Genomic DNA, 22041 nt, shown 5'->3' on the forward strand with positions numbered 1-22041 from the left:
CTGCGCCACCCGTCTGCCGTGGGCATCAACTTGCCTTGGTCGCCTGCAAGTTGCCGGGAACACGCCGGTGCGCGTCTGCGTGGCCGGTCACAGCGGCGGCAGCCGCCACGGCGACTGGTACCGCAGCGACGAGACCAGGTCCTGAGCCCGGGCGAATGCGCGATCGGGGAGTGCGGAGCGCATCATGTCCCTCGGCACAACCAGCCGGGAGGAGTGACGAGACGTGCGGATCGGTGACGTGGCACGACGGTCCGGGGTCAGCGCCCGCATGCTCAGGCACTACGAATCGCTGGGCCTGGTACGCCCGGAGGGGCGTACCGGGGCCGGCTATCGCGAGTACTCCGGCGAGGACATCCGGCGGATCTTCCACATCGAGAGCCTCCGGTCACTGGGGCTTTCGCTGCGCGAAGTCGGCTCTGCGCTCGACGATCCCGGCTTCAAACCCTCGGAACTCGTCGACGACCTCATCCGGCAGACCCGGGAACGCATCGAGGCCGAGACGGCCCTGCTCACGCGCCTGAACCGGATCAGTGCCGCGGAACCCGCCGCCTGGGAAGACGTCCTCCAGAGCGTCGCACTCCTCCGGGGCCTGAAGTCGGAGAGCGCCGGCAAGCGCCAGCGCGCGGCCCTGTCCTCGGCCGCCGAGGGCCCCGTACCGGTGGAAGCCCTGGTCGAGGCAGCACTGAGCGAGTCGGACCCGAACGTCGCCGGGGCCCTCCGCTGGGCTCTGGCCCGGAAACCGGGTGGCGCGGGTGCGGTCCTGCTGGCCGAGGGCCTCCGCTCTCCGGTGCCCGAGGTCCGCCTGCGGGCCGTCCGGGCCATCGCCGAGATGGACGGTTGCGAAGCCACCGCACTGCTGCACGAGGCCCTCGCGCACGCCGACATCGCGGTCCGCAGGCACGCGGCCCTCGCCCTCGGGGCACGAGGAGCGGCCGACGCGGCCGACGCGGCCGAGACGCTCATGGACATGATCGTCGAGGGGGCGAACGACGTCGATGCGGCCGATGCGCTGGGCGTGCTCGCAAGCAGTCCCGCCTCGGCGGACCGGATCGCCGCCGGGCTCGTGCACCGCCTCGCCCGCGCCGCCTCGGCCCCCGCCGTACGCCGGCGGCTCGCACAGGCACTCGCGGACGTCCCGGGTGCCGTGGCGGAACGTGCCCTGGCGGACCTGTCCCACGACGAGGACCGTGCCGTTGCGCTCACCGCGGTGTACGTCCTCGGGATGCGCAACCCACGTGAGGCCGCATCGTGACGACGGGCCCCACGAGATCTTGGTGACTCCGGCACCGCCAGGGTGTCGAGGTCGGCGGCGGCTTCGACCCGCCGGGGGTTGCCGAGACGGACGAGGGCGTCGTGGGCGGCCGTCAGGGCTTCGCGTGCCATGTCGTGGCGGCGAGGTGGCGCAGGACGATGCCTTGCCGAGGTCGTGCCGGGCGGGTGCGCGCCAGGCGGGCATCGGGGCCGCCTCGAAGCGGGTCAGTGCGTAGCGCACCGGTGCTTCGGACGCGCTCCACCGGCCGGGGCCGCCAGGGCGTTGCCGTTGTGCCGACGGGCCGACGCCAGGCAGCGGCCCATCAGCCCGTGCGGCTCGCCGGGGATGCCGGCGCGGCGGGGCACCTCCCTGCGCCGGTGGATGGCCGGGGTGCCTCGGTGGCGCGGCCGGTCTGGCGCATCACTGGCCGGCATGTGGGGCCCCGCCGCAGGCCGAGCGGTGCGCACCGGCGTGCGTACCGCTCGCATGCGTCGGCGGAGCCGGTCGGCCCGGGAGGGTTTCGCAGGTCACGGGACGGGGTCGTCCTCCCGTGGCAGCAGGCCCCCGAAGGTGAGGTCGAGGAAACGGCGCCAGTCACCGCTGCCGGTCCGGATGACCGCGGACATCCCGCCGACGACCATGTACACATCCGCGACGGTGAGGTCGAGCCGCAGGGTGCCGGCGGTCCGTCCCTGCTCGATCAGCGCCGCGACGGCCGATTCGAGGAGCCCGAGCATCTCCCCGCGGGGCGCCGACGTGCCGACTGCGGTCGCCACGGCGACGGTCAGGCCCGGGCTGTCGGCCAGGAGCCCGCCGACGTGTCGCAGGTACCGGGCGAGCCCCTGTCCCGCCTCGGGCTCGCGCAGGCAGTCGGTCAGCGCGTGCTGGAGGATCCCGGCGAACCGCTGCTGCGCCGCCGCTTCCACGAGCGCCTGCTTCGACGGGAAATGCCGGTACAGCGTGCCGACGCCCACCCCGGCGGCCAAGGCCACCTCGGGCATCTGCACGTCCTCACCGCGTTCCTCGAACAGGGCGCAGGCCGCCGCCAGTACGAGCGCGCGGTTGCGCTCCGCGTCGGCACGCGGCTTGCGGCCACTGCCGGATGTCGAGGGCGTTGACAAGCCGACCACTCCTCCGCACCATTGAAACGGAATCGGATTCCGGTTCATATTGTGCCATGCGAGGAGGGTCGGCGTCATGCCCGAAGAGGACCGCTTCATCCTGCTGGAACCCGGGGCCGCCCGCCCGGGCCGCGTACCCCTGCCACCCGCCTTCGCCGTGAAGGCGACCACGGCCGACACCGAGGGCCGGCTGTCACTCCTGGAGGTGACGCTGGCGAAGGACATCCCGCGCCACACCCACCACCGGGCCGACGAATGCATCTACGTCCTCGAAGGCGTCCTCGACATCGAGTTCGACGACCGGACCCACCCGGCGCCCAGGGGCACCTTCGCCCTGCTCCCCAGAGGCGTCCCGCACGCCCTGCGGCGCGCCTCGGACCCGCCCCCTCGGGTCCTGCAGATCTCCACCCCGGGCGGCTGGGAGCGGTACGTCGAGGATCTGTTCGCGGCGGGCCCCACCGTCCTCACGGCGGGCGACCTGGACCCCGCGAAGATCAACCCCGTGGCGGCCCGCCACCACATCACCTATGAGACCGGGCCCTGAGGGACAGCCCTTGAGCCGGCCGGTGTCAGCGGAACCGGTGCAGGTTCTCGCGGAGGAAGGCCTCCAGCGTGCGCGGGGCGCGCCCGGTCAGGCGGAGGAACGTGTCGTCGGGCGCCTCCCCGCGGGTCACCGCCAGCTGCTGGATCTCCACCACGTGCGTGGCCAGCCACTCCGGCATCCCGGCCCGGCCGATCAGGTGGGCGTGCAGTCCGGACGGGCCGAGGTCCAGGTAGCGGATCGGCCTGGCGAGCAACTCGCCCAGCAGCTCGGTGAGTTCCTGGTGGCTGTAGGCCCGCCCGCCGGTGAGGGGGTACGTGCCGCCCGCCGGCCCGGGGTCGGTGAGGACCGCAGCCGCGGCGTCACCGATGTCCCGGGCGTCCACGTAGTTGCACCGCGCCCGGCCCATCGCGCCGTGCACCACTCCGGCGGTGGCGATGCCGGGCGCCAGGAGCAGCAGCTTCTGCATGAAGGCGTACGGCCGCAGCACGGTCGTGGTGACGCCCGAGGACCGCAGCCGCTCCTCGATCAGATGGTGGCCACGGGAGACGGCGACGGGGGAGTCGGGTTCGGCGGCGGGCGCGGAGACCTTCACGATGTGCCCCACGCCGCAGTCGACGGCCGCCTCGACGGCGTTCAGTTCGTACCGGACCTGGTGCGGCCCGTTGGCCATGGTGAGGAAGAGCTGGTGCGCGCCGCGGAAAGCCGTCCGCAGGGAGTCCGGGTCGGCGGCGTCGGCCGGCAGGATCGCGGTCCGGGCGAGCGTGTGCTCGTCGAGCGCGGCGGCCAGCCGGCCGGGATCGCGGCTCAGGGAACGGGTCGGTACGCCGAGGGCGGCGAGGCTGCGCAGGGTGGCGCCGCCGGTGGCGCCACCGGCGCCCATGATGACGATCACGAGGTCTGTCCTTCGGGTCGGGGTGTGGCGGGGAGCTGGTGCTGCGGTGTGCGGGCGGGGCGGCTGCCGCGCCCGCGCCATGTGGTGACGGTCGCCGCGATCGCCGAGGAGAGCGACAGGTCGACCGGCAGCCGGCGTGGCCACGGGCTGTCGGCGAGGCTCGGCACCTGCGGCAGCCAGTGGGCGGCGGCGAGGCCGGCCGCCAGGCCGAGCGCCGCGGCGGCCAGGCCCACGGCGGCGGCCGCGAGCGCGCGCGGGATCCGGGTGCGCGCGGGGCGGTGTCGCAGTGCGGCGCCGAGGACGGCGGCCACCAGGGCGGAGGTGCCGCCGATGGTGGTGAGCGCCGCCACCACCAGCTGTGGCTGCCGGGTGACCGCCCCGCCGAGACCGGCTGTCACGGCGGGCATGGCGTAGGCGGCCAGGACTTCCCGCCACAGGGCGAAGGGCGGGGGCGCCGCGGACGCCCCGGGGTCCTTCTTGCGCATGGATGATCCTCTCCGGGTCATTGATTAGGTGCCTAACTATTGGGGTGTAAGGGAGGCGGGCCGTGGGTGGCCCGCCTTGGTGGGGTCGGTCGTCCGTCAGTTGTCGGTGAGGGCGTCCATCCCTTGGACCACCCGGCCCAGCAGGTCGAGGAAGGTGGTGCGTTCCTCGGGGGAGAGTCCGCCGACCAGCGCCTCCATCCGGGCGAAGTGCTCCGGCGCCAGGTCGCGCAGCTTGTCGGCGCCGCGTGCGGTGAGGATCACCACGTTGCCGCGCCCGTCCTCGGTGGACGGCCTGCGCGCCACCAGGCCCTCCCGTACCAGTCCGTCGACCAGGCCCGTCACGGTCGCGCGGGAGACGCCGAGGCTCGCCGCGAGCTGCGAAGGCGACTTCTCGCCGCCGTGGTCCTCCAGGTCGGCCAGCAGTCGGTAACGGCCGGTGGAGAGGCCGAAGCGGCCGAAGTGGACCTCGCCGGCCTGACCGATCCGGGCGCCGGCCGCCATGAGCCGCGTGGCGACCAGGATCGCCTGAGGGTCTGCCGTCAGGCCGTAGCGGGCGATCTGGCGGCGGGCCTGGTCGAGGGTGGGGGCGGCGAGGCCGGCCCCGGGGTGCTGGGTCACGGAAGTAATATGGTGCCTAATCAGTCTCCGGGTCAAGCGTTCTGTCCGGTGTCCGTGTTCCGCCTGTTCGCCGTCCCACTCGTCCTCGGCCTTCCCGGCGCCACCGCATGACCGCCGGCGCGGCTGCTCCCACGGGCCCCCGGCCCGACCGGCCACTCATCTGCCGCGGAGCAGGCGTCGACCCCCGCGTCCCGGTCCGGCACCCCGATCACGGATGCGGCCCGCACCCCCGCTCTCACGCGCCGCCGGTGAGCTGGAGCACCGCGATGCCCGTCAGGACGGTGAAGCTGGCGGCGAGGCGCCGGTGGCCGAGGCGTTCGCGGAACGCCACCGCGCCGATCAGGGCGCCGAAGACGATGCTGGTCTCCCGCAGTGCGGCGATGGTGGCGAGGTCTCCGCGGGACTGTGCCCATACGACGAGGCCGTACGCCAGGAGCGAGAGCAGTCCGCCGGCCAGGCCTCGGCCGCACAGCGGGCGCACCGCGGTGAGCAGGGCGGGACCGCGGCGGGCCCAGGCGATCAGCGGGAGGACGAGCCCCTGGCAGAGGAAGAGCCAGGCGATGTAGCCGAAGACGCTGCCGGAGACGCGGACGCCGCTGCCGTCGACGAGGGTGTAGGAGGCGATCATCACGCCGGTGCCGACCGCGGCTGCCAGCGCCGGCAGCTGGGCCCGGCCGGGGAGTCCGTCGGCGAGGGCGAGACCGGCCAGGCCGCAGGAGACCACCGCGATGCCGAGGGCTTGGCCGCCGGGCAGCGAGTGGCCGAGGAGGGTCGTGGAGACCAGGGCCACCACCACGGGTGAGGTGCCCCGGGCGGTGGGGTACATCTGGCCGAAGTCGCCGAGCTGGTAGGCGCGCAGCAGCAGGAGTTGGTATGCGACCTGCAGCGCGGCCGAGGCGGCGATGTACGGCCAGGCCGCCGGCGCGGGCAGCGGCGCGAGACAGACGAGGACGGCTCCGCAGCCGGCGGAGGCCAGGCTGATGAGGGTGAAGCCGGCCAGTTTGTCGCGCAGGCCGTGTGTGAGGCCGTTCCAGACCGCGTGCAGTACCGCCGAGGCGAGGACGACGGCGGGCACGGCGGCCGCGCCCGTCAAGGACGGCAGGTTTACGGGCACGTTCGCTCCCCACGGCTCGCTGTGGAATGGAATTCCTTGGTAGCATAACTTCATGGAAATTGATTCCACGGTGAGGGGTGGTCTCGCCGCTCACGTACGGGCCCACCTGTCCGGATTGCGTGAGACCGAGGCGCGCGTGGCACAGGTCGTCCTGGACAAGGGCGCCGAGCTGGTGCACCTGAGCGTCAGCGATGTCGCGGCGCTCGCCGGCACCGCTCCCTCAACGGTCGTACGGGCCTGCCAGCGACTGGGTTTCCGCGGCTACCAGGAGCTGAAGATCGCCGCCGCCCGGCAGGCGCCCGCCCAGGAGCCCTCCCGGGACCGGGATCCCGCCGCCCGCGCCCTGGCCGACACCGTCCGGGCCGCCCGGGAGGCGCTGGACGCAGTGGCGGCGACGGTGACGCCCGAGCGGCTGCGCTCGGCTGCGGGACTGATCGACGAGGCCGGTCGGGTGCTGGTGGTGGGCGCGGGCCTGTCCGGCGCGGTCGCGCTGGACACCGCGTACCGGCTGCGCGCGCTGGGCTGCGCGGTCGACGCGCCGGCCGACCCGCTGACGGCGCAGCTGGCCGCCTCGCAGCTGACATCCGCCGACGCCTGCCTGGCCATCAGTCACACGGGGGCCACGCGCAGCACCGTGGATGCCGCCCGGGGGGCGCGGCGGGCCGGGGCCCGGGTCCTCGCCCTCACGAGCTACGCCCGCTCGCCGCTGAGCGAGACCAGCGACTGCACCTTGGTCGCGGGCGGTCAGGACCTGGTGTTCGGGTTCGAGACCGTCGCCAGCCGGCTGGCCCACCTCACCGTGGTCGACGCCCTCACCCTCACCCTGCTGGGGCTGCGCGGGGCGCCGGCCGAGGCCGCGCTCCGACTGTCGGCCGACGTCACGGTCGACCACTCCTCCTGACCGTCACCCGCGGCGACGGGCGTCGACCACTCCTCCTGACCGCCACTCGCGGCGACGGGCGTCGGCTCAGCGCCCGCCGACCGCCCCGCCCCGGTCCAGGACGGCCTCGACCGCGGTGAGGAGCCGCTCGCCCACGCGGTCGACGCTCCCGTTCTGGGCGCTGACCTGAGCACCCTCCAAGAGGAAGGTGATCTCTGCAGCGGCCCCGTCGGGAGTCCGCGCATCGGCGCTGCTGCACATGTCCGTGAGCCGGCGCAGCTGGGTGGCCTTGTGCTCCTCGATCAGCCGGCGGGCCGGGTGTGCCCGGTCCGGCAGGCCCGCGATCGAGTTGACGAAGGGGCAGCCGCGCCGTGCGATGTCGGGCAGCCCCTCGGCGATGAACCGCGCCACCGCGAGGACCTGGGCCCGGCCGTCGCCGGGGTGCTCGGTCTCCGCAGCGTCGAAAGCGGCCGCGTAGCCCGCCGCGACGATCCTCAGCCACTCCTCGATCAGGGCGTCTTTGGTGGCGAAGTGCCGGTACAGGGCCATCTTGGTGGTCTTCGCCTGCTCGGCGATGGCCTGGACCCCGACCGCTCTGATGCCCTCGCGCAGGAAGAGTTCCTCGGCGGCGTCGAGGATGCGCTCGCGCGGGGGCAGGCGGGCCACTCGCGTGTCCCTGCCGGGCCTCGGGGGGCTGCTTGCCATCTCCGCCTCACTTCGTCGCCGTCACCGGCCTCTCGCGGCCCATGCTACGTTACCGACCGACCCCGAACGATACCGATCGGTATCGCATGGGACCGATCGGAACCACCTGCCGCGACCGTGAGGCTGAGCATTTTGGAACTGCACGAATACACCCGGTACGACGCCGTCGGTCTGGCCGCACTCGTCGCGCGAGGCGAGGTCACCGCCGCGGAACTCGCCGCCGCGGCCCAGGCCGCGATGGCCGCCGTCGATCCCCGCATCAACGCCGTCGTGGAGAACTGGCCGGCCGAGGACGCTCCGACCCCGGGCAGCACACCCCTCGCCGGCGTCCCGTTCCTCATCAAGGACCTGGCCGTGGCCATGAAGGGCAAGCGCGTCGAACTGGGCAGCCGCCTCGCCGCCGGTAACACGGCAACGGCCGACTCCCACCTCATGCGACGGTTCAGGCGGGCCGGCCTGGTGACGCTCGGCCGTACGGCGTCCCCCGAATTCGCCTACAGCACCACCACGGAACCGGTCCTCCACGGAGCGACCCGCAACCCCTGGGACCTCAACCGGACCGCGGGGGGTTCCAGCGGCGGGTCCGCCGCAGCCGTCGCCGCCGGCATCACCCCCTTGGCACACGCCACCGACGCGGCCGGTTCGATCCGCGTCCCCGCCGCCAGTACGGGGCTGTTCGGACTCAAACCCACCCGCGGTCGCATCTCCATGGGACCGGACGCCGACGAGGTCTTCAACGGTCTGGCCGTGCACGGCGGCCTCAGCCGGACCGTCCGGGACAGCGCGACGCTCCTCGACCTGATCCACGGTCCCGAAAGCGGCGATCCCTACTTCGCGGCACCTCCCCGACGCCCCTACGCCGAGGAGATCATCCGCGATCCCGGCCGGCTGCGCGTCGGACTGCTCACCACCCCCTGGAACGGGCGCCCCGTGGAGCCGGCGGTGCGGGAGGCCACCCTGGCCGCCGCCCGCCTGCTGGACTCCCTCGGCCACCGGGTCGAACCCACCGACGTGAACCTCGGGGTGGGCTGGGAGGAATTCGTCCTCGCCAACGCCCGGCTGTGGACGGCGAACCTGGTGACCTGGATCGACGGATTCGCCGAGGCGTTCGGCCGCCCCGTGGACGAGACGACCGTCGAGCCCGAGATGCTGGCGAGCTACACCTGGGGACGCCGGGTCAGCGGCGCCGAGTTCGTGCAGGCCCTCGACGTGCGCAACCGGGTCGCCCGGTCGATCGGCGCGCACTTCGACCGTCACGACGTCCTGCTCACCCCCACCCTCCCCGAACTCCCCTTGGCCATAGGCGCCTACGGGGAGGGCGCGGAGGGGACGGACGGCCGCGGCTGGCTGGAGCACCTGTTCCACCGGTCGCCCTTCACCGCCGCCTTCAACGTCGCCGGCACCCCCGCCATGTCGGTGCCGCTGGCGGCCGACCCGGCCACCGGCATGCCCATCGGCATCCAGTTCGCCGCCGGGTACGGGCGCGAGGACGTCCTGTTCCGCCTCGCCGGGCAACTGGAGCGGGCCGCTCCATGGGCGCACCGCACACCCCCCGTCCGGGCCGGCCAGGACTGAGGCCGCTGGGTCGCTACCCGCGCCCGTTCAGCCGCTCGCGCGGGTCCAGCGACACCTCGGCCCACACCTGCTTGCCGCTGCTGAGCGGCACCGCGCCCCACGACGCGGTCGTCGCCTCGACGATGAGGATCCCGCGGCCCCCGGTCGCCGACCAGTCCACGTCCCCGGGCTTGACCGGGCTGCGGGGCGAGGCGTCGTTCACCGAAATGCGCAGCCGGTCCGCCGACAGCGTCAGATCCAGCCGCACCTCTCCCTGCGTATGGGCGATCGCATTGGTGACCAGCTCGGAGACCACCAGCAGGGCGACGTCGAGTTCCGCCACCACACCCCACGAGCGCAGGGTCCGCGCGGCGAAACGACGCGCGTGGTGGACGGCGTTGGGGAGCCGCCACACGGTCCAGTACGTCCGCATCGGCCGGACACGGGTGCCGTCGTAGCGCATGAGCAGCAGCGCCACGTCGTCGTCCCGCCGGTTGACCCGCGCGACCAGTTCGTCGGCCATCATCCCCGGGTCGGCCGGGTCCGCCGCGGCCAGCACCTCGCACACCCGGCGCATGCCGTCCTCCAGGCGGACGTTCGACGATTCGACCATGCCGTCCGTGAGCAGGGCCAGCACGCTACCGGGGACCAGTCCGACCTCCGTCATGGGGAATTCGGTGTCCGTCACCACTCCCAGGGGAGGCCCTCCCTCGACCGCCAGCTCCTCGGCGCTGCCGTCCGGGTAACGCAGGATCGGCTGGAGGTGACCGGCACGGACGAACCAGGCGATGCCCTCCTCCATGTCCAGGTCCACGTACAGACAGGTGGCGAACAGGTCCGTCTCCATGCCGACGAGCAGCCGGTTGGCCCGGGCGATGACCACGTCGGGCGGGTGACGCTCCACCGCGTAGGCCCTCACGGCCGTCCGGATCTGGCCCATGATGGTCGCAGCTCCCGCGCTGTGCCCCTGCACGTCGCCGATGACCAGGGCCACGTGGCCGTCGCTGAGCGGGATGACGTCGTACCAGTCGCCGCCCACTTCGAGCCCCACGGTCGCGGGCAGGTAACGGGCCACGGCCACTCCGCCCGGCAGCGGGGGGAGCTTGCGTGGCAGCAGGCTGCGCTGGAGCATCGTGGCGAGTTCGTGACCGGCGTCCAGCGCGTGCGCGCGCGTCAGCGCCTGCCCCACCAGCGCCGCCGTGGCGGTCAGCAGCGACCGCTCCTCCGGTCCGAACCGGTGCTCACCGTCCCACCCCACGAGGCAGACGCCGACCATCCGTCCGTCCGCCGGCAGCGGCAGGACGGCGAGCCCGCCGGGCCCGATCCCGGCGAGGGCGGGTTCCAGGTCCGCTCCCGGCGGCCACAGGCTCACATGGCCCTCCCGGAGCGCGTTCTGCAGCGTCGGCAGGTCGTGCATCGAGGCGTCCGGCCACTCGGACCGCCACTCCGAACGCCACATGCCCGGCCAGGCGCGCGGCTCGGGAGGGTCGAGGACGGTCACCACGAGCCGGTCGGCCTCCAGCTCGGCGACCGCCACCCGGCTCGCCTCCAGCGGGGCGCGCAGGGAGGTGACGACGATCTGGCTGACGTCCCGGATGGTCGTCGCGCCGGCCAGCTTGGTGGACAGCCGCTGCACGATGGAGACGTCGTCCGCAGTGGGGCGCAGGTAGGAGGCGTCGGCCACCACGCCGAGGACCCGCACCGGGGTGCCGTCGTCGTCCATCATCACCCGGCACCGCAGGCCCAGCCAGCGCAGTTCACCACCCGGCCGGCGGATGCGGAACGCCAGCTGCTGCGGATCCGTCGTGAGCCTGTCCGGCTCCACGATGGCCATCAGTGCGGGGATGTCGTCCGGCACGGCTCGCGCGAGCAGCGCGTCCACGTGGCCGCCGAACTGGTCGGGCTCGATGCCCAGCAGCTCCAGCACGCGCGCGTGCGCCTCCATGCGGCCGGTGGCGAGGTCCAGGATGAACGCTCCGCCCCGCAGCGGCACCAGCGTGTGTCCCAGCACGGGGCGCGGCGCCGCCCGCCCGGGCGCGTGGGCGGCCACCGATTCCAGTCCGGCGGCCACCTGGTCGGCGTACAGCTCCAGCAGGTTCCGGCGGTCGTCGCTGAACCCGTCGGGGACCTCGCCGGCGACGATGAGGCAGCCCAGCTGCTTGGAGCCGTGCCCGAGCGGCAGGGCCCCGAGGGAGAATTTGGCAGGCGATGCCCTGACGGAGTCGTCCCGCACCCGGCCGGGGAAATAGTGCGGGTCCTCCTCGATGTAGGCGGCCAGTGCTTTCGGGTTGAGCCACAGCGGCCGGCCCGAGCGGTGGGCCTCGGCGGCCGGGGAGTGCCCGTCCACGGAGAGGACCGCCGGCAGGCCGTACAGCATGGCGCGGTTTCCGGTCACCTCGGCCAGATGGAGTTCCTTGCGGCCCTCGTTGAGTACGTAGACAGCGGCCAGCTCAGCCCCGCAGAACGCAAAGCGCTGCCTGGTCACGTTCTGTCATGCCCTTCTGCACGGCAGCCGCGGTCGACCGCCCTCCCTCCATGCTGTAGCGCATCGCAGGGTCGGCGCGAGTCAGGGCGTCGTCCGCCGGGGGCGGAGGAAAGGGCGCCGCGCCACCGCACCGGAGGGGCGTCTTGCCCGTACAGGTCGTCCTGCCATGGCCGTGCGGGTGCGGGGGTGCGTGCGCAGCGGAGGTGTGGCGTGACGCGACGTGCCCGCCGGAACGCGCGGGACCGGGTCCGGGCGCCGTATTCGGCAGGCATGACATCGTCGATCAGGGGGAGCCGCCAGATATGATCAGAAACATCCGGTAAGTGACCCGGACCCTGATCCTCGGGACCCTGATCCTCGTGTGACACCAGGACCCGAAGCGGGCGGCGGTGCCTTCCCGGCCTACGCCATAGTCCTGGCCTTTGATCTGGGAGGCGCCATGAGCAGCATCGAATCGCACGGCGACGAGGTCTACCAACCGCACGAGGGCGACGAACCGGCCGAGGCGCGGCCCGACCTGGACAACGCCTTGGACGAACCCGGCCTCGACGAGATGCTCGACACCGGGTACTCGCCGCCCGAGCGGCCGCTGGCGGTCAACGACTCCGCCACCACCGCGGAGGGCCGTCTCGTCGGTGAGACCCTCGACCAGCGTCTGGCCCGCGAGCTGCCCGAGCCCGATCCGGACGAGCCGGCGTGGGAGGAGCTGGCCGACGAGAACGCCGAAGACCCGCAGGCCGGTTCCGTACGGGCCGGACGGCTGGCGCCCGAGGACGAGGCGGGGCCCACGCGCCACGTCTCGGTCGTGGCCCACGACGTGGGCGTCAACGGCGGGGCGGCATCGGCGGAGGAGGCGGCCATGCACATCATCGAGGAACCCGACGAGACCGAGCCCGACACCGAGGGCTCCGGTTACGACGGCGCCGCCGGCGGCGAGTGAGGGCGAGGTCGTCCGACGGACTCGCGTCCGATCGTCGGTGACGAGGGCGTCGGCCGCCGTCAACTCGGCGAGTTTCCCTGGTCCCAGCCGGGCGAAGCCCGAGATCACCAGCTCAGGGTGCGTACCGAACCGTCGAGCGGCGGCCCCCGCTCACCGCGCGGCGCCGGTCCCTCCCTCCGTATGGGCACCGCCCGAACCGGTGGCCGGGTTCAGCCAGGCGCCGACGGCCGGGAGCGCCCCGGGCCCGCTGTCCCGCTCCACCGAGCCGACCAGGTCGGCGATGGTCACGCCCTGCAGGGACGCCCGCCAGGCCGCATCGGCGGCCCCCATCACGCGTGCGATCCCGCACGGCTTCGTGCACTCCTCCGGCGGGGTCCCGAGCGGCCCGCGCTGGCGGATCTCCGTGCACACGAAGGCCGGATTCGCGCCGTCGACGGCCTGCACCACATCCAGCACCGTGATCTCGGACGCGGCCCTGGTCAGGGCGTATCCGCCCGTCTTGCCCTGGACGGACGTCACGAGGCCCGCGCGGGACAGCGCCTGCATCTGCTTGGCGAGGTAGCTGGGGGAGACGTCGTGCAGCAGCGCCAGCCGGGCCGCCGGGACGGGCTCGGTCGCCGCGGTCAGCACCACGCAGCAGTGCAGCGCCCACTCGACGCCACCTGACAACTTCACGCGCCCTCCCGTTTGACTCGGACCCAGACTATCCGAGTATCATCTCGGACAAGAGTTATCCGAGTTTGATGGAGAGGGGTACGGCCATGAAGATCACCGTCATCGGCGGCACCGGACTGATCGGTTCCCAGCTCGTGTCCAGGCTCCGCGAGGCCGGACACGATGTGGTCGCCGCGTCCCTCTCGACCGGGGTCGACCTGCTCACCGGCGCGGGGCTCGACCGGGCACTCGAAGGCGCCGACACGGTCGTCAACGTGACGAACTCGCCCACGTTCGACGAAGCCTCCCCGGAGTTCTTCCGCACCACCATGGGAAACCTGCTGGCGGCGGGCGAACGCGCGGGCGTCCGGCACCAGGCCATCCTCTCCATCGTCGGGGTCGACCGGGTGCCGCAGCTCGACTACTACCGCGCGAAAACGCTCCAGGAAGAACTGCTGCGCAAGGGCCCCACCCCGTACTCCATCGTGCGCGCCACCCAGTTCTTCGAGTTCATGGACGCGGTCATCTCCTGGACCGCCGACGACAGTGCCGTCCGGCTGCCGGCCACGCCCGTGCAGCCGATGGCGGCGGCCGACGTGGTGGCGGCGCTGGCCGACGTCGCCACCGCCCCCGCGCTGAGCGGCACCCTCGACGTCGCGGGTCCCGAGGTCTTCCCGCTGGACGAGCTCGGCCGTCTCACGCTGACCGCCCGCAAGGACGGGCGCACGGTCGTCACCGACGCGCAGGCGGGCATGTTCGCGGCCGTGGTGGGCGACGTCCTCATCGCCGGCGACGGGGCACGCCTGGCCCCCACCCGCTACGAGGACTGGCTCGATGGCCACACCCGGTGATCCCGGCGACCGTCGGCGGGTGGGCGGTTGCGCCTGAGCCCGCAGACGGCCATCTGCAGCAGTCGGGAGCGGGGAGTTGGGAGTCGGGAGAGTCGGGAGTCAGGCATCAGGAGTCGGCCGGGCCGCGTCGGGGAATCGACCGACCATGACCGAGAAGAGCACGGACGCCGAACATGTTCCCGATCATGAGGCCTCCACTCGCCGCTACTACGAGACCGGCGATGTCGACGCCTTCTACGAGGCCGTCTGGGGCGGTGAGGACATCCACATCGGCGTGTACGCCCGTGCGGAGGAGGCGATCGCCGAAGCCTCCCGCCGTACGGTGCGCCAGGCCGCGGACCGCGTTGCGGATCTGCTCGGCCCGGACGCCGTGGTACTCGACCTCGGTGCGGGGTACGGCGGCTCGTCCCGGGCGCTCGCCGAGCGCTTCGGCTGCCGGGTGGTGGCCCTGGACCTCAGTGCGGAGCACAACCGTCGCCACCGCGCGTCCAATGCGCTGCGCGGGCTGGATCACCTGATCGAGGTCGAGACCGGCTCCCTGAGCAACCTCCCCTACGCATCGGGGCGATTCGACGTGGTCTGGTCGCTGGAGGTGCTCTGCCACGTGGAGGACCGGGGCGGCGCACTGCAGGAGGCGGTGCGCGTACTCAAACCGGGCGGCGCCCTGGTGTTCTCCGACATCATGGCCGCCGGGACGACCCCGGTCGAGGCAGTGCGGCCGGCCCTGTCCCGCCTGGGGGTGCAGGCGCTGGCCACGCCCTCGTTTTACCAGGGGCACCTGTCACGCCTCGGTCTGAAGGCCGATTTCGAGGACGGCACCGAGCATCTGCGCACCCACTACGCCCGCCTCGACGAAGAGGTGCGGCGCCGAGCCGACGAACTGCGCGAGGTGATCAGCCCCGCCTACCTCGACGACCTGCTGGACAACCTCCCGCTCTGGGCGGACATCACCCGTCGTCAGCTGCTGCGCTGGGGTCTCTTCCACGCCCGTCGCACGGCGGTGTGAGCGAATCGGGGAGGGGCGGGGATGGGGCTTGCCCGCGAGGTTGATCGTTTTCCCAGTATGACTGTTCCCCCCGTGCGGGTGGACGTCACCCGCCGGGTCCCGGTCGCGTCCGGGCCCGCCCCTATAACGAGACCCGTCACATTGATCGACTGATGGGTCTTCACCATGCTGCAGTCCGCTCTGCGGGTGCTCGCCGCTCTCTCCCTCGTGTCCGCCGCGGTCGCCCCGGCATCGGCCGCCGTCGCCCCGGCCGTCCTCCCGCACTCCACTTCCGTTTCGGCACCGGCCGTACGTCCGGCGCCGCGGGCCGCCGACGACGGTCTGACCACCCCCTGTGGACCGACGGTCGAGTACCGGGCCTGGGACTGGTGGCTTACGACGACCAACCCGTCCATCGCCCGCCCCGTCGCCTCCGCAGCCGCGGCAGAGCGCTGGCAGTGGCGTACCGACGTGAACACCCTGTGGCGTGGCGACACCCGGGAAACCGTTGAGGAGATCTTCCAGACCGGGTTCACGCCCCGGGGCGACCAGGTGACCCCGCTCGCCGAGTACATCGTCAAGGGCGGCGGCCAGAACAGCGCCCATCTCAGCACCAGTTGCGAAAAGTGGGTCGCCCAGAAGTTCGCCACCTACGGCACCGCGAAGACGGGCTGGGTCTACGAGATCTACGCCCCCGGCGGCATCGACGTGAACGCCACCGCCCGTCTGAACGACTACAACTCGCCCTACCTCTGGAACAAGGAGATCGACTTCCCCGGCGGGGTCAAGGGCCGCTACATCAAGGGCGCCTGCAAGTACCGTCTCACCTACACGGACCCGGTGACCAAGGTCAGCACCTTCGAGGAACTCGGCTGCAAGGACAACGCCGACTTCGCGCCCTACAACACGGACGCCGCCCTGACGGCAGCCCACTGACCCGACCGGCAGATTGCTGCGCCCGCACGGCGGCAGGACCCGCGATGCGCCTCTTGGAAGAACCCCGAGAGGCGCATCCCGCACAACGGGCGGATAACCGCGGCGTCTTGGGGCATGTCTGGCGCACGAACCGGGCCACCTCAGATCCCCGCGGGTGGGCCACTTGCCCGCTGGTTCGCCCGGTGGACCAGGCCCTGTCGTCAAACTCCCGTCGTCGCCCGGAGGGCAGACGGCAGTTTGACGACAGGGCCTAGCGCAGGGCGGCCGCGGTCAGGCCTTCGAGGGCCGCGCGCGGTACTTCGCCGCCGCTCACGAGCCCATCGAAGACCAAGCCGTCGATGCAGGTCAGCAGGATGTGGGTGCGGTTGTCGACATCCGGCACGCCGCGTTCGGCGAGGAACAGCCGGACGGCCTCACGGCCGGCGTTCTCGCGGGGGACGAGGATCGCGCGCAGTTCGGGGTCGCGAACGCTCTCGACGGCGCAGGCGTAGCGGGCGAGCGAGCGGCGGCGGCCCTCTCCGGTCAACCGCTGCCGGGTGAGCATGACCATGGCGTCCACCAGTTCCTCGACCGAGCGCAGCGGCGGAAGCGCCTCGGCCATCATGTGCAGCTCCGCCTGGTCGCGTTCAACGAGGCGGGTGACGAGTCCGGTGAGCAGCGCGGCCCGGGTCCGGAAGTAGGCCGAAGTGGTGCCGGGCGGCAGGGCCGCCCTCCGGTCGACCGCACGGTGCGTCAGGCCGCGGATCCCTTCGTCGGCGAGTACGTCGAGAGCCGCGTCCGCGAGGAGGGTGCGCCGATCCGAAGCCATGGTCCCTTTCTACACCTGTAGTGCTTCCGATACCCTCCTTCTTCTACAGGTGTAGAACGCGGGGGTGTGGCATGGCAGGCACGGCAGTGGTCGTCGGCGGGGGCATCGGCGGGCTGGCCGCCGCGATCGGCCTGCGCCGCGTCGGCTGGGAGGTCACGGTCGTCGAGCGCTCGTCCACGCTCGAGGACGCGGGGGCGGGCATCTCCCTGGCCGCCAATGGACTGCGGGCCCTGGACGAACTGGGCGTCGGCGACGCGGTGAGGGGGGCGGCGCGGGGCCAGTACACCGGAGGCACCCGCACACCGGACGGTGCTTGGCTGACCCGGATGGACGGCGCGGCGCTGGAGCAGGCGGTGGGCACGCCGATCACGGGCATCCCCCGCGCCACCCTGCACCGGCTGCTGCGCGAGGCCCTGCCCGCGGCGGCGCTGTTGACCGGCTCGGACGTCCGTTCCGTCCGGCAGATCGCCCCGCGGGCGGTTCACGTCGCCTGCGCAGACACGGTTCTGGACTCTGACCTGGTGGTGGCGGCCGACGGCATCGGCAGCAAGGTGCGCAGCCTGCTCTTCCCGGCCCATCCGGGCCCGGTCTACAGCGGGTCGGCCGTGCTGCGCGCCATCACCGAGCAGGCGGTCGACCTGCGCACCGACTTCGAGCTGACGTGGGGGCACGGGGCCGAGTTCGGGCACATCGCGTTCCCTGACGGACGTGCCGAGTGGCACGCCGTCCTCGACCTGCCCGCCGGAACCCGGTTCGCCGACCCGATCGCCGAACTGCGGCGACGGTTTCGCACCTGGCATGAACCGATACCCGCCCTGCTCGACGCGACCCGGCCCACCGCCGTGCTGCAACACGACGTGCACGAACTTCGAACGCCGCTGCCCTGGTACACCGTCGGCCGGATCGCACTGCTCGGGGACGCGGCACACGCGATGACCCCCAACCTCGGCCAGGGCGCGTGCCAAGCGCTGGAGGACGCGGTCACCTTGGCCGCCGCACTCGCCGCCGAGCCCACCGTCGATGCCGCGCTCACCCTCTACGACGCCGAGCGCCGCCCGCGCAGCCAGGCAGTCGCCCGGGCCGCTCGGCAAGCCGGGCGGATGGGCCACCGGCTCTCGCACCCACTGGCCGTCGCCGTGCGGAACACGGTGATGCGGCTGACACCCTCACGCGCCGCAACGCGCATGATCCTTCGGCACCACGACTGGACCCCACCCCAACTGAACGGATGCGCACCGCGCCCCGGGAACGAGCGGTCCGGGTCGTCGGGTCAGCAGCCGCCACAGTTGTAGAACGTCACGTCCCAGTGGCTGCCCTCGTCGGCGTAGACGTTGCCGGCGCCGGACTTCCACTGCGGTGCGCCGTCGCCGCGCAGGCCGATGTAGCTGAACGTGCTCTTGATGTAGTTCCCGAGGCAGGTGTACTTGCCGAAGTCGAGTTTGTAGCCGTTCCAGTGCGAGTAGGTGCCGCTCGCGTGACCGGCCTCGGTGCCCCCGGTGATGTTCAGGGCGCAGCCACTGGCGCTCTTGAGGGTCTGGGCGCCTTGCGCGGTGGCGAGGTTGAGCTGCTCGAAGGACGTGCAGGTCGAGTTGTTGCGGTCCGAGCAGCCGCCGGACGACGACCAGGTGATGGCGGAGTTGCGGAACATCGAGGTCGCGGTGGCATGGCTGATCTTGGTGGCCGCGTGCGCGGCGGTGGCGCCGCCGAGGACGCCGACTCCGGGCGCGAGCAGCGCGCCGAGGACGAGGGTGAGCGCGGTGAGGACGGAGCGGAGCTTCATCGGGGTTGCCTCCTGCTGGTGGCCGTGACGGACGGGACGGCGGTGCGGGGAGAGCAAGGGCCTGCTGGGGGAGCAGGGAAATAGTGTCGGAGATCTACGCGCGTCCGCCAGAGGGCGGCAGGCGCTTTCTCACCGGCGGGCCGGCGCGCCCGAGAGCCCACGGCGGCCGTCGTCGCCACGGCGAACCGACACGGGCCGGCCGGCCAGGCTCCGGTGGTGCCCGGGGGATTCCCGGGTGCAGCATGGTTCCAGGAGGATCGGACGTCTTCACAGCCGGGCGAGGAAGAGGCCGATTCCTGTGGGTACGTGCTCCCCTCCGGGGTGCGCGACCACCTGCTGCGAGCCCCTAGCCCCCTGCAAGCGACGGGAGACCGGCCATGCAGACGCACCTCGCCTACGACTACCCGCTGATGGGCGCGTTCTGGACGATGCTGTGGTTCTTCATGTGGGTCATATGGATCTTCCTGCTCTTCAGAGTCGTCATCGACGTGTTCCGTGACGACTCCCTGAGCGGGTGGGGCAAGGCGGGCTGGACGCTCTTCGTCATCGTGCTGCCCTTCCTCGGGGTCTTCGTGTATCTGCTGGTCCGTGGCAAGGACATGGGGCGCCGCGAGACGGAAAATGCCATGCAGCAGCACAAGGCGTTCGAGTCCTACGTCAGGGAGACTGCGGGCGGCGACCGGCCGAGCAGCGCCGACGAAATCGCCAAGCTCTCCGAACTGCACGCCCGCGGAATCATCACCCAGCAGGAATTCGAACAGGCGAAGGCTCTGGCCCTGGCCGGTGTGGGCCGGGCAACCAGTACGCCCTCGTCCACCACGTCCGGTATGACCTGACCAACCAACCAACCACCCGCACCCGCACCGCGCGGGTGACGGCCGCCGAGCTCCGCGTCAGCGCGTCTGCGGACACGCCGCTCGCACGGCCGTGCCCCGTATCGTGAAGGCGATGCGGATGACCGGGAGCACGCAGAGCGCCTGCACCGCCGCGTACCACCACGGGCAGACCCCCGGGATCAGATCGACGCCGACGATCGCGATCGGGAGGACGACCGAGATACCGCGCAGGCGCTCGAAGGCGCGTCGGGAGCCCCGGGAGGCGGAGACGGTCAGGCGGTGGAGCAGCACCGCGGTAAGGGGGAGCAGGATCGCGCGGACCCACATGAACGGGTTCACCATGTGCCCCGTGGCCGCGACCGCGATGACCGCCAGGAGGGCGGCGGCGGTGAGTGTGCCGTAGACCTTGACGCTGACCCGGATCGCGGCGAAGGCGACCCGGGCGCTTTCGGTGGTCGTGGAAGGCGTGGAAGGCGTGGAAGGTGTGGTGTTCGCGTCGGTTTCCATGGCAATGACGCTACGGAGCGGCCGTCTGACGCGGTATCGGCCTGGCCCCACAGGGTGGTGGGGCCAGCCCCACTCCCCGGCAGAACCGGGACGTTGCGGGTTCCGGGCGGTGCACAGTGGGGGCGTCGAACGGGAGACGAGGGGGAGTCATGGGGCGGGCGGGGCGGGCTGGTTCGTGGGTGGTAGGGGCCGGGGTGGGGTTCGGGCGGGCGTGTGCCGCCACTGCCGTCTGCATGGCCGTGCCGGTGGTGTGGGCCGCCGCCGTGGGGCTGGGGGTGTGGTGCGGGGCGCAGCACCCGTGGTCGTGGATCGGGCCCGCCGTGATCGTGTGCGCGGGCACGCTCGCCTCGGCGCAGACCGTGTGCCGGGCGGTCCGGTTCCTCGTCGCGCGGTGGACTGGCACGGACATCCCCGCAGGGCGCCGGGAGCCCGGGCCGGTGATGCAGCTGTCCACCGGGTACTGGTGGAACGGCTTCAGCTACGAACGCAGCCGCCGGGACGCCGTCATGGACCAGCGGATGCGGCTCTGGTGGAGCGACCCCGCCACCTGGCGCGACCTGCGGTTCGCCGTCATCGCCCCGCTCACCGCGGGAGTGGTGTCCGCTCTCCCGCCGGCCACGCTGGCCGTCGCCGCCATCGGGCTCACCCGGCACGGAAACCTCGCGCGCCTCGCCGGGGCGTGCGCCCTGGCCCTGGCCGTCGGCTGCGCCCCGTACGCCTGGCGGTCCCTCCGTCCGGTGGCCGTACGCTTCCTGCGGCCCTCGCCCGCGATGGCGCTGGCGGAACGCGTGGACGAACTGACCTCCCAGCGCGCGGACGCCACCGTCGCACAGGCCGCCGAGATCCGCCGTATCGAGCGGGACCTCCACGACGGCGCCCAGGCACGCCTCGTCGCACTCGGGCTCTCGCTCGCCACCGCCGAGGCGCTGATGGACCGGGACCCCGAGCAGGCCAAGGCGCTGATGCGGGAGGCGCGGGCCGGCGCCGCCGCCTCACTGACCGAACTCCGCGAACTGATCAGGGGCATCAGCCCGCCCGTCCTCAGTGAGCGCGGCCTCGTCGACGCCGTCCGCGCTCTGGCGCTGGACGTCCCCCTCGACGTGGCCGTCAGAGCAGGTGGCCCACTGCGTCTGGACCCGCCGATCGAGTCCGCCCTCTACTTCGGCGTCGCCGAGCTCCTCACCAACGCGGTCAAGCACGCCGGGGCGGCCCGGGCGCACGTCGTGCTCGTACGGGACGACACGGGCATCGTCGTGGAGGTCGAGGACGACGGCCGGGGCGGGGCCGGCATCCGGGCCGGCGGCGGGCTCGCCGGACTGCGCAGCCGCCTGGCCGTCTTCGACGGCACGCTCGCGGTCACCAGTCCCCAGGGCGGCCCGACCCGTGTCAGGATGGCCGTGCCATGCGCATAGCCGTAGCCGAAGACCTGTACCTCCTGCGCGACGGGATGGTCCGCCTGATCGAGGCGTTCGGGCATGAGGTGGTGGCCACGGCCGCCACCGGGCCCGAGACGCTCGAAGCACTGCGGACGCACCGCCCGGACGTGTCCGTCATCGACGTCCGCATGCCTCCGACCCAGTCGGACGAGGGCCTGCGCGCGGCCCTCACCGCCCGCGCCGAGATCCCCGGCCTGCCCGTCCTGATCCTCTCCCAGCACGTGGAGCAGCTGTACGCCCGCGAACTGCTCGCCGACGGCTCCGGCGGCGTCGGCTACCTGCTCAAGGAGAGCGTGTTCGACGCCGACCAGTTCATCGGCTCGCTGGAGCGCGTCGCGGCTGGCGGCACCGCCATGGACCCGGCCGTGATCGCGAAGCTGCTCGCGGGCAGCGCCCCCGACCGGGGCCTGGGGCGGCTCACCGAGCGTGAGTACTCCGTGCTGGGCCTGATGGCCGAGGGCCTGTCCAACCAAGCCATCGCGCGCCGCCTCTTCCTCAGCGAGGGCGCCATCAGCAAGTACACGACCTCCCTGTTCGGCAAGCTCGGCGTCACGGACGACGACGACACCAACCGCCGCGTCCGCGCGGTGCTCACCTACCTGAACAAGCCCTGACCGGTTCGAGACCCGGCGCCGCGCCGGCTCGTCCGGCACGGAAC

23 protein-coding genes are annotated in these 22041 nt (G+C 72.6%); 12 read left to right on the forward strand and 11 right to left on the reverse strand.

The genetic code is table 11. The features are described 5' to 3' along the window. The first annotated feature begins 223 nt into the window (after nucleotides 1-223). Nucleotides 224-1252 carry a MerR family transcriptional regulator gene (locus ACIPK4_RS20315; RefSeq protein ID WP_402314476.1) on the forward strand — a complete coding sequence of 343 codons (1029 nt, stop codon included), beginning with the start codon at nucleotides 224-226 and terminating at the stop codon, nucleotides 1250-1252. A 527-nt stretch (nucleotides 1253-1779) separates the two neighbouring features. On the opposite strand, the gene ACIPK4_RS20320 is transcribed toward ACIPK4_RS20315, so the two are convergent. Then, nucleotides 1780-2373 (reverse strand): TetR/AcrR family transcriptional regulator, encoded by a 594-nt coding sequence (locus ACIPK4_RS20320; RefSeq protein ID WP_402314478.1) that lies wholly within the window; start codon nucleotides 2371-2373, stop codon nucleotides 1780-1782. A gap of 76 nt (nucleotides 2374-2449) precedes the next feature. Between ACIPK4_RS20320 and ACIPK4_RS20325 the strand changes: the two genes are divergently transcribed. Then, complete coding sequence (locus tag ACIPK4_RS20325) at nucleotides 2450-2917, forward strand: cupin domain-containing protein (RefSeq protein WP_402314480.1); 468 nt, start codon at nucleotides 2450-2452, stop codon at nucleotides 2915-2917. Between the two features lie 25 nt (nucleotides 2918-2942). Here the strand turns inward: ACIPK4_RS20325 and ACIPK4_RS20330 are convergent, their stop codons facing one another. The 4 genes from ACIPK4_RS20330 to ACIPK4_RS20345 form a co-directional block, all read right to left on the reverse strand. Next, nucleotides 2943-3809 carry an NmrA family NAD(P)-binding protein gene (locus ACIPK4_RS20330; RefSeq protein ID WP_402314482.1) on the reverse strand — a complete coding sequence of 289 codons (867 nt, stop codon included), beginning with the start codon at nucleotides 3807-3809 and terminating at the stop codon, nucleotides 2943-2945. Then, on the reverse strand, nucleotides 3806-4294 hold the full coding sequence (locus ACIPK4_RS20335) for a hypothetical protein (protein ID WP_402314484.1): 489 nt from the start codon (nucleotides 4292-4294) through the stop codon (nucleotides 3806-3808). The genes ACIPK4_RS20330 and ACIPK4_RS20335 overlap by 4 nt, the downstream gene beginning before the upstream one ends. 96 nt (nucleotides 4295-4390) lie before the next feature. Next, nucleotides 4391-4912 (reverse strand): MarR family winged helix-turn-helix transcriptional regulator, encoded by a 522-nt coding sequence (locus ACIPK4_RS20340; RefSeq protein ID WP_402314486.1) that lies wholly within the window; start codon nucleotides 4910-4912, stop codon nucleotides 4391-4393. 235 nt (nucleotides 4913-5147) lie between these two features. Next, nucleotides 5148-6026 carry an EamA family transporter gene (locus ACIPK4_RS20345; RefSeq protein ID WP_402314488.1) on the reverse strand — a complete coding sequence of 293 codons (879 nt, stop codon included), beginning with the start codon at nucleotides 6024-6026 and terminating at the stop codon, nucleotides 5148-5150. Nucleotides 6027-6078: 52 nt separating this feature from the next. Between ACIPK4_RS20345 and ACIPK4_RS20350 the strand changes: the two genes are divergently transcribed. Further along, nucleotides 6079-6927, forward strand: coding sequence for a MurR/RpiR family transcriptional regulator (locus tag ACIPK4_RS20350; RefSeq protein ID WP_402314490.1), 849 nt, complete (start codon nucleotides 6079-6081; stop codon nucleotides 6925-6927). Between the two features lie 66 nt (nucleotides 6928-6993). Here the strand turns inward: ACIPK4_RS20350 and ACIPK4_RS20355 are convergent, their stop codons facing one another. Further along, nucleotides 6994-7611 carry a TetR/AcrR family transcriptional regulator gene (locus tag ACIPK4_RS20355; protein WP_402314492.1) on the reverse strand — a complete coding sequence of 206 codons (618 nt, stop codon included), beginning with the start codon at nucleotides 7609-7611 and terminating at the stop codon, nucleotides 6994-6996. A gap of 132 nt (nucleotides 7612-7743) precedes the next feature. Between ACIPK4_RS20355 and ACIPK4_RS20360 the strand changes: the two genes are divergently transcribed. Continuing rightward, nucleotides 7744-9186, forward strand: a complete 1443-nt coding sequence (locus ACIPK4_RS20360; protein WP_402314494.1) for an amidase — start codon at nucleotides 7744-7746, stop codon at nucleotides 9184-9186. Nucleotides 9187-9199: 13 nt separating this feature from the next. Here the strand turns inward: ACIPK4_RS20360 and ACIPK4_RS20365 are convergent, their stop codons facing one another. Next, nucleotides 9200-11650, reverse strand: coding sequence for a SpoIIE family protein phosphatase (locus ACIPK4_RS20365; protein ID WP_402314496.1), 2451 nt, complete (start codon nucleotides 11648-11650; stop codon nucleotides 9200-9202). A gap of 439 nt (nucleotides 11651-12089) precedes the next feature. On the opposite strand from ACIPK4_RS20365, the gene ACIPK4_RS20370 reads away from it, so the two are divergent. Further along, complete coding sequence (locus tag ACIPK4_RS20370; protein ID WP_402314498.1) at nucleotides 12090-12590, forward strand: DUF5709 domain-containing protein; 501 nt, start codon at nucleotides 12090-12092, stop codon at nucleotides 12588-12590. Nucleotides 12591-12740: 150 nt separating this feature from the next. On the opposite strand, the gene ACIPK4_RS20375 is transcribed toward ACIPK4_RS20370, so the two are convergent. After that, complete coding sequence (locus ACIPK4_RS20375) at nucleotides 12741-13265, reverse strand: RrF2 family transcriptional regulator (RefSeq protein WP_402314500.1); 525 nt, start codon at nucleotides 13263-13265, stop codon at nucleotides 12741-12743. Nucleotides 13266-13351: 86 nt separating this feature from the next. Here ACIPK4_RS20375 and ACIPK4_RS20380 point away from each other — a divergent pair, with 86 nt between their 5' ends. The 3 genes from ACIPK4_RS20380 (at nucleotide 13352) to ACIPK4_RS20390 (ending at nucleotide 16016) form a co-directional block, all read left to right on the forward strand. After that, nucleotides 13352-14095: an SDR family oxidoreductase gene (locus tag ACIPK4_RS20380; protein ID WP_402314502.1), complete on the forward strand. Its 744-nt coding sequence runs from the start codon at nucleotides 13352-13354 to the stop codon at nucleotides 14093-14095. A 145-nt stretch (nucleotides 14096-14240) separates the two neighbouring features. After that, nucleotides 14241-15101 (forward strand): SAM-dependent methyltransferase, encoded by an 861-nt coding sequence (locus ACIPK4_RS20385; protein ID WP_402314504.1) that lies wholly within the window; start codon nucleotides 14241-14243, stop codon nucleotides 15099-15101. Nucleotides 15102-15266: 165 nt separating this feature from the next. Further along, nucleotides 15267-16016: a hypothetical protein gene (locus ACIPK4_RS20390; RefSeq protein WP_402314506.1), complete on the forward strand. Its 750-nt coding sequence runs from the start codon at nucleotides 15267-15269 to the stop codon at nucleotides 16014-16016. Nucleotides 16017-16266: 250 nt separating this feature from the next. Here the strand turns inward: ACIPK4_RS20390 and ACIPK4_RS20395 are convergent, their stop codons facing one another. Continuing rightward, the gene (locus tag ACIPK4_RS20395; RefSeq protein ID WP_402314508.1) at nucleotides 16267-16824 is read right to left on the reverse strand and encodes a TetR/AcrR family transcriptional regulator; all 558 of its coding nucleotides are present in this window, start codon (nucleotides 16822-16824) and stop codon (nucleotides 16267-16269) included. Between the two features lie 71 nt (nucleotides 16825-16895). Between ACIPK4_RS20395 and ACIPK4_RS20400 the strand changes: the two genes are divergently transcribed. After that, nucleotides 16896-18116, forward strand: a complete 1221-nt coding sequence (locus ACIPK4_RS20400; RefSeq protein ID WP_402314510.1) for an FAD-dependent monooxygenase — start codon at nucleotides 16896-16898, stop codon at nucleotides 18114-18116. Here the strand turns inward: ACIPK4_RS20400 and ACIPK4_RS20405 are convergent. Continuing rightward, complete coding sequence (locus ACIPK4_RS20405) at nucleotides 18095-18604, reverse strand: hypothetical protein (protein ID WP_402314511.1); 510 nt, start codon at nucleotides 18602-18604, stop codon at nucleotides 18095-18097. The genes ACIPK4_RS20400 and ACIPK4_RS20405 overlap by 22 nt on opposite strands. A 377-nt stretch (nucleotides 18605-18981) precedes the next feature. Here ACIPK4_RS20405 and ACIPK4_RS20410 point away from each other — a divergent pair, with 377 nt between their 5' ends. Beyond that, the gene (locus ACIPK4_RS20410; protein WP_402314513.1) at nucleotides 18982-19440 is read left to right on the forward strand and encodes an SHOCT domain-containing protein; all 459 of its coding nucleotides are present in this window, start codon (nucleotides 18982-18984) and stop codon (nucleotides 19438-19440) included. A 57-nt stretch (nucleotides 19441-19497) separates the two neighbouring features. Here ACIPK4_RS20410 and ACIPK4_RS20415 read toward each other — a convergent pair whose 3' ends face one another. Further along, on the reverse strand, nucleotides 19498-19947 hold the full coding sequence (locus ACIPK4_RS20415) for a hypothetical protein (protein ID WP_402314515.1): 450 nt from the start codon (nucleotides 19945-19947) through the stop codon (nucleotides 19498-19500). A 149-nt stretch (nucleotides 19948-20096) separates the two neighbouring features. Between ACIPK4_RS20415 and ACIPK4_RS20420 the strand changes: the two genes are divergently transcribed. After that, nucleotides 20097-21359 carry a sensor histidine kinase gene (locus tag ACIPK4_RS20420; RefSeq protein WP_402314517.1) on the forward strand — a complete coding sequence of 421 codons (1263 nt, stop codon included), beginning with the start codon at nucleotides 20097-20099 and terminating at the stop codon, nucleotides 21357-21359. Then, nucleotides 21350-21997, forward strand: a complete 648-nt coding sequence (locus tag ACIPK4_RS20425; protein ID WP_376196224.1) for a response regulator — start codon at nucleotides 21350-21352, stop codon at nucleotides 21995-21997. Before ACIPK4_RS20420 ends, ACIPK4_RS20425 begins: the two co-directional genes overlap by 10 nt. Nucleotides 21998-22041 lie beyond the last annotated feature (44 nt).

The sequence above is a fragment of the Streptomyces sp. NPDC086989 genome, from assembly GCF_044745505.1.
Lineage (GTDB): Bacteria > Actinomycetota > Actinomycetes > Streptomycetales > Streptomycetaceae > Streptomyces.